This window comes from Opitutales bacterium, assembly GCA_013215165.1.
Taxonomy (GTDB): domain Bacteria; phylum Verrucomicrobiota; class Verrucomicrobiia; order Opitutales; family JABSRG01; genus JABSRG01.
Genome location: JABSRG010000103.1, coordinates 1 through 6,655, shown reverse-complemented (window position 1 = coordinate 6,655; position 6,655 = coordinate 1). Strand labels below are relative to the sequence as shown.

The 6,655-nt window shown below is 51.3% G+C and carries 5 protein-coding genes; all 5 read left to right on the top strand.

Annotation, left to right across the window (positions count from 1 at the left end):
• Positions 1 to 410 precede the first annotated feature (410 nt).
• Positions 411 to 2,339 carry a long-chain fatty acid--CoA ligase gene (locus tag HRU10_14715; protein NRA28485.1) on the top strand — a complete coding sequence of 643 codons (1,929 nt, stop codon included), beginning with the start codon at positions 411 to 413 and terminating at the stop codon, positions 2,337 to 2,339.
• The gene (locus HRU10_14710; GenBank protein NRA28484.1) at positions 2,299 to 3,411 is read left to right on the top strand and encodes a bile acid:sodium symporter; all 1,113 of its coding nucleotides are present in this window, start codon (positions 2,299 to 2,301) and stop codon (positions 3,409 to 3,411) included. Before HRU10_14715 ends, HRU10_14710 begins: the two co-directional genes overlap by 41 nt.
• A 355-nt stretch (positions 3,412 to 3,766) precedes the next feature.
• On the top strand, positions 3,767 to 4,999 hold the full coding sequence (locus HRU10_14705; protein NRA28483.1) for a GTP-binding protein: 1,233 nt from the start codon (positions 3,767 to 3,769) through the stop codon (positions 4,997 to 4,999).
• An 8-nt stretch (positions 5,000 to 5,007) separates the two neighbouring features.
• Positions 5,008 to 5,412: a GNAT family N-acetyltransferase gene (locus HRU10_14700; GenBank protein ID NRA28482.1), complete on the top strand. Its 405-nt coding sequence runs from the start codon at positions 5,008 to 5,010 to the stop codon at positions 5,410 to 5,412.
• Positions 5,413 to 5,541: 129 nt separating this feature from the next.
• A complete protein-coding gene (locus HRU10_14695) occupies positions 5,542 to 6,603 on the top strand; it encodes a TonB-dependent receptor (protein ID NRA28481.1) in 1,062 nt (353 codons plus the stop codon).
• The last annotated feature ends 52 nt before the right edge of the window (positions 6,604 to 6,655 follow it).

The window sequence follows — 6,655 nt, the reverse complement described above, 5'->3', positions numbered from 1 at the left end:
GACTTCCTTGATCGGAAGTCCGCCAAAGCCAACCACTTTTTAATTTTTTAGCGCATCCCTATGGGATGGCTGTGAAATCGTTGCTATATACCTATGCAATTCTCGTAAATAAGCCTAAACGCCTGATATATCATGCACTAAAGTCGGGCTCAATTTACAATCGCGAGAACTGCCGTCTTCAAATGCTCTGGGAGGGTCGGCCAAGCCTTCAAAACGGGCTTTATATCTTCCGATGTGCAGCACGCCTTGTAAGAGGACTTAGTTGTCGGCCTAACCCTTGCTCGGGGAGCCGGTATAGAGGGCCTTCGAAATTCCAGAGGCGTTTCTCGATTTGTTATTCGTTTGGGGCATTCCCTTTTAGTTCATAGACACGCTTGACCGTAGGGGTCTTGTTTGCTGCTGTTCGGCGGATGGGGAAGTCTGCTCCACAATCACGTGTTCAAGCTGCGAATCTTGCTGAACTCTATCGTCTCACTGCTGAGCGTTTTGATACGTTGCCCGCCTTTGCGACGCGCCAGCGCGATCTCTCTTGGGTACCACTTTCGTTTGAGGATTTATATCAGCGCGGGCGTGCCATCGGTGAGGGTTTGATTGGACTGGGGCTGAGTGCGCGTGAGCCGGTGGGTGTATTCAGTGATAATCGAGTGGAGTGGATATTGTCGGACGCGGGTATTCAGCTTGCAGGTGCGGTGAATACACCCCGTGGGGTCGATGTTACCGATAGCGAGCTGATACATATTGTGAATCACTCGGAGATGAAGATCGCCTTTGTGGAGAATCCAAAGATAGCACGGCGTTGCCTGGATTTGAAGGGCCAGTTGCCTGGTTTAGAAACGATCATCCAATTGGATACAGGTAAGGAGGCGCCACAGGGAGTAGGGCGGTTGGACGCTGTCGAGGCCGCCGGGTATGAACGATTGCAGGCCGGTTCCACAGAGGTAGATGAGCGAGCGGCTGGTATTCGCAGTGACGATCTTTTTTCGCTGATCTATACGTCGGGCACGACAGGCAAGCCCAAGGGTGTGATGCTGTCTCATGCCAACATCATGTCGCAGGTGGATCATGTGACCTTGGATCTATCCTGCACGGATCGTGCACTCTCAATTCTGCCGGTGTGGCACATTTTCGAGCGGATGATGGAAATTTTGTCCATTAGCAATGGTGCTTGCAATTACTACACGAGCGCTCGGCATTTTGGGGATGATTTGAAACAGGTGGAGCCGACATTTATGGCCTCGGCACCGCGTCTTTGGGAAAACCTGCACCAGCGTATTATTTCCGGTGCGCGGAAGGCACATCCTATCCGCCGGACTCTATTTCACATCGCCCTATTTCTCGGGGTGCATTATCGCGATGCTCTGTTCGTGCTGCGGGATCAGGACCTGAGGCTCCAGCGTGTGAACCCAGTCGAAGTTTTTCTGAGGAAGAGCTGGGCTGCTCTGAAGTGGACCCTGCTCTTACCGTGGTATGGTTTCTTTAATGTGGCGGTGCTGGAATCGGTGCGTCAAAAGGCCGGTGGGTCCTTGCGAGCGACAATTTCTGGAGGGGGTGCGCTTTCTGCGAAGATCGATCATTTTTTCAATGCGATTGGTATTCCGGTTTTGGAGGGCTATGGACTCACGGAAACATCGCCTGTCCTTGCTGTTAGGAGATTGGATCGGTTAGTATGTGGTACTGTTGGTCCGCTGATACCCGAGACTGAAATCCGGATTGTAGAACTAGAAACTGGCGAGGTTCTTTATCCAAATCCTCAAGACTCCAATGGGGGCCGCGGCCTAAAAGGAGAGATCCACGTGCGTGGGCCCCAGATCATGCACGGCTATTACAAAGATGCTGAGATGACTGCGTCCGTGCTTGATGAAGCAGGGTGGTTTCGCACGGGTGACCTGGGGATGATAACTTTCAACGATGCGCTGAAAATTCTTGGGCGCTCTAAGTCGACGATTGTTCTGAGCAATGGGGAGAATGTGGAGCCTGAGCATATTGAGCTGCGGTTAAAGCTGATCCCGTTCATCGCGGAGTGTGTTGTGGTGGGGCAGGATGCGAAGCAGCTCGGCGCGCTTATTTTGCCTGACTTAACTGCATGTCGCGAGGCGGGATTTGAGGCTGATTCGCTCGCCGACCTGATCCGTCTGTCAGGTTTGCGCGAGCGCTTTCAATCTGAAATCCGAAGTGCCCAATCGAATCCTTCGGAATTTAAACGTTTCGAGGTGATCCAAGATTTTCGATTTCTAGAGGAGCCTTTTGAAGTCGGTGTGGAGCTCACAAACCTTTTCAAACTAAAGCGCCATGCGATCCATGAGCGTTACGCGAGTCTCATCCAAGAGATGGAGGCATGACCTGAGTGCTATGATTGATCCTGACATACAACTGCTTTACCCGATTGATAAGGCGCTGCTGGCCGTGATGATTCTCATCATCATGTTTGGCATGGGTGCGAGTCTCACAAAGGCCGACTTCATGGGTGCGATCAAGCGCCCGCGATTGATCTTGGTTGGTTTCCTTTCGCAATTTGGGTTGATGCCGTTGATCGCGGTCGGGTTGTCGTTTGCACTCAATTTACCACCCGTTGCCGCCATTGCTATCATTATGGTGGGATGCCTTCCAGGAGGAACGACGTCCAATCTCTTTAGCTACTTTGCACGTGGGCATGTGGCTTTGAGTATCTCGATGACGACAGCTTCTACGATCATGGCCCTGTTTATGACACCGCTGCTGCTGGGTTTTTATACGGGTCCGTTCACTGAGATGATCTCGGATGACCTAGGGCCTGACGCGACTTTTGTGATCCCGACCAAAGATATCGTCTTATCTTTGATATTGGTCCTCGTGCCGGTTTGCGGGGGACTCCTTCTGCGTCGCGTTTCGCGCGGTTGGGCAAAGGTAGCGGAAGACACTGCGGGATTCATGGGTATGATCGTGATCCTTTACCTGATCGCGACGGCTTTCTACCGTCACCACGACTTAATATTTAGCACGCCTTGGCCTATCTATGTCGCATCGATTGCCTTGGGCCTAGCTGGCTTTTTGTTCGGTTATTATGTGTCGCGGCTGTTTGGTGCGTTTCCTATCCAGCAGCGTGCCATCAGTTTGGAAACTGGCATTCAGAATACACCGGTCGCCTTTACGATCATCCTATTGAGTTTCCCAGAGTCGGCGTTGAGCAACGATATGCTTTGGGTGGCTATCCTTTATTCGATTTTCATCATTATCACGTCCTCCTGTATCACCCTGTGGTATCGCCGAGTGGGGCGATTAGACTGGGATGTTTACCGTAATACACTGATCCACTCACGGCTGTTTGGTCCGGATTGGAAAACCGAGTATCCGAAGGGATTTTTGTCGGCCAGAATCGCCAAAGATCCGGCACAGGGAGCTTGGCGTGAGGATATTGCGCGTAAGGACGATTGATGGGAGTCTTGTTTGTTTTGGAAGGTCTCCAGTTTAGCTAGTGCACTCTGCGTAAAGATATTCGCTTAGATTGCTTGATTTTGCTCAGGTTTATAGGTCACGTCAAAGCCTGCCCATCAAATCATAAAGGACGCTGGAGGGTGGCGCTTCGCCGCCGCCGAAAGAGTGGTTTGATTGCATAATTCGAGTTAAATGCAGAATGCCCTGATATTTCTACTTTTACCGCGAGTCTGCCAAGCTGGGGCTTGGCGATCCCGGGGTGTGGTTGCCCAATTAACATCTAAATCTGGGCATCTAGAATAATTGAAGACACACTCGCTTCTGGGCCTGATAACCTTAGAAGGTTTCTGACATTATGAGCTTCTTTACCTGGAATCCCGATCCTTCTCAGCTTCCCTCGAAGCCGATACCTCTTACCATTTTGAGTGGGTTTTTAGGCGCCGGAAAGACGACGGTATTAAACTGGGTCTTGGCGGAGGCTTCGACGCGGAAGATGGCTGTTTTGGTAAATGATTTGGGCGAGGTCAATGTGGATGCCATGCTCATTAAGAGTGCTGTCAAGGAACTGGATGGTGCCGTCTCTGGGATTTTAGAGCTGAAGGGGGGCTGTATTTGCTGTACGATTCAGACCGATCTGCTTGATGCATTGCTTGAGATTGTTGAGCGCTTTCAGCCGGAACATATTTTGGTCGAAGCCACCGGTGTTGCTGAGCCAAAGGCGATTTTGCAGACTCTGTATACACCCAATTCCCATGGTCGCCGCGGGACGGACTTTGTCTATCCGGCGAATATGGTGACGGTGTTAGACGGAGGTAATTTCGAGCAGTATTTTGAGTCTCCCGAAAATACTGGAGATACACGACGGACACATTTGCTGCCCAGTGATCCAAGACTTCCCTTACAAGAATTGCTCATGGAACAGATTGAGTGCGCTGACGTCTTGTTGATCAACAAGGTGGATGTGATGGAAGAAGCGGAACGCGCTCGTTTTCGCACCTATCTCAAAGGCCTAAACGTATCGGCTGAGGTATGGGAGTGCCGCGATGGTGAAATCGATGTGGTGCAGTTGATGGAGCAGCATCGCTATAACAAGGAAACAACGCTGGCTGGTGCTGCCTGGCTTCATACTAATGAAATCGAAGACCACGGCCACCACCACGGGCATGATCATCATCACCATGAGCATGGCGACCACGACGACGATCACCACCATGACCACGATCATAAAGACTATGGCCTAGAGACCTTTCTTTTTAGAGCTGAAGCACCCTTTGTGGAGTCGCGCTTTTTTAAGGTGATGCGGAGCGGTCTAGCGGGCGTGCTACGGGCAAAGGGAGTCTATTGGACAGAACAAGAGCCCGATCGGATAGGTTCCTTATCCATCGCTGGCAAAATGATGCGCGCTGGCTACCTTTCGAAGTGGAATGTGGTGATGAGTGGGCCTTCAAAAAGTCCCCCTGACGGTGTTTGGGGCAGACCGCGGCAGGAATTCGTGTTTATTGGTATTGATCTGGACCGGGAAGCCATTAAAAAAGCATTAATATCCTGTCTCTTAGAAGAAATGCCTGTGATGAGAAGTCCCATCTAGTCAGTTTAGTGCTTGTCTATTCTTCAGCAAAAACAGTTACGATAGAAGCGTTTCGTGACGTGCTGATCCGCTCATCATTGGGGGAGCGTAGGCCCGTTAACGACATAGAGCAGCTGCAAGGAATGATCGAGCATGCAGATTTGATGGTGAGCTGTTGGAGTGACAATCTCTTAGTGGGTATCGCGCGCTCCGTGACCGACTTTCACTATTGTTGTTATCTCTCAGATTTGGCTGTGGATCAAGAATTTCAGAAGCGGGGCATTGGGAAAAAGCTGATAGACGAGACACGTCAGCGACTTGAGACGTCATGCAAGATTATGCTTCTCTCTGCACCTGGGGCGGTGGAGTATTATCCCCACATTGGATTCGAGAAGCATCCGAGTGCCTGGGTGTTATCTGCAGACGGGCAGTGAGCACCACCTAGGCAACCTGTTCACTGCAGATCTAGACTTCTGACGCAGTCGCCCTCTATAGGGTGCGTAGTTTTCTTTTCGACTTGGATTGTCGCGTTGCCTACGGCTTTATAATTGAAACACAATCTCATGTCTAATCTGCGTAATCGAATCATTACGGGCCTCACGCTATTTGGCATCGGTCAAATCCTAGACGCTCAGTCATCTTCCAAGAACGAACCTGTTGATGACCTGGCTCCGTTTACTGTGACCGCCACGGCGCGACCCACGCGCCCTGAGGACATCGCCGTGCCTATCAGTGTTTTGCCTGCGGAAGCATTAGAGTCAGGCTGGGAGAGTAATCTCGGTGATACACTGAGTGGCTTACCTGGAATGCATGCTACCTCTTTTGGAGGTGGCGCAAGCCGTCCGGTGATCCGCGGATTTGATGGGCCTAGAGTTAAAGTTGTCGAGAGCGGTTTGGACAGCCAAGATGTCTCATCAGCGAGCCCAGATCACGCTGTCACGATCGAGCCCCTATTTGCTGAAGCTATCGAGGTGGTCCGTGGTCCTGCGACTTTGCTCTACGGAGGTTCAGCGATCGGGGGTGTGGTGAATGTTCGCGACGGACGTATTGCGCGTGAGGTCTCCGAAGATAGGTTTACTACTCGCCTAAGTGGACGCTACACAGGCGGCTCAAACGGCTATGACGTAGCTGGTTTGACGACGATCGGCTTTTCAAATTTCAGCTTACGGCTCAGTGGAATGGTGCGTGATCATGAGGATTATCAAATCCCTGGTTTCGCAGAGACCGCTTTGTTTATGTCCCTCGAAGAAGAGGAGCACGGTCATGACGACGAGGATGACGAGCACCATGACGATGAGCATGGTCATGAGGAAGAGGAAGACGAGGAGTCAGTCCGTGATGTTTTGGAGAATTCCTTCGTGGAGTCGGTGGCTGGTTCGGCCGCGCTATCTTGGTTTTCGGAACAGGGCCATCGGGTGAGCCTGGCTATCTTCTCATATGAATCCGATTATGGCGTGCCTGGGCACCATCACCATCATGAGGAAGAAGATCATGGGGACGACGAGCACGACGATGGTGAGCATTCTGAAGACGAGCATGTGCACGAGGAGGACGAAGACGGTGTCGTCATCGATCTCGACCAACTTAGACTAGATCTGGATGCACAGCCATCCCATAAGGCCTGATGGCGGAGATCAGGGGTGAGTATTGATCGGCTGTAGCGGTTGATCGTGTCTA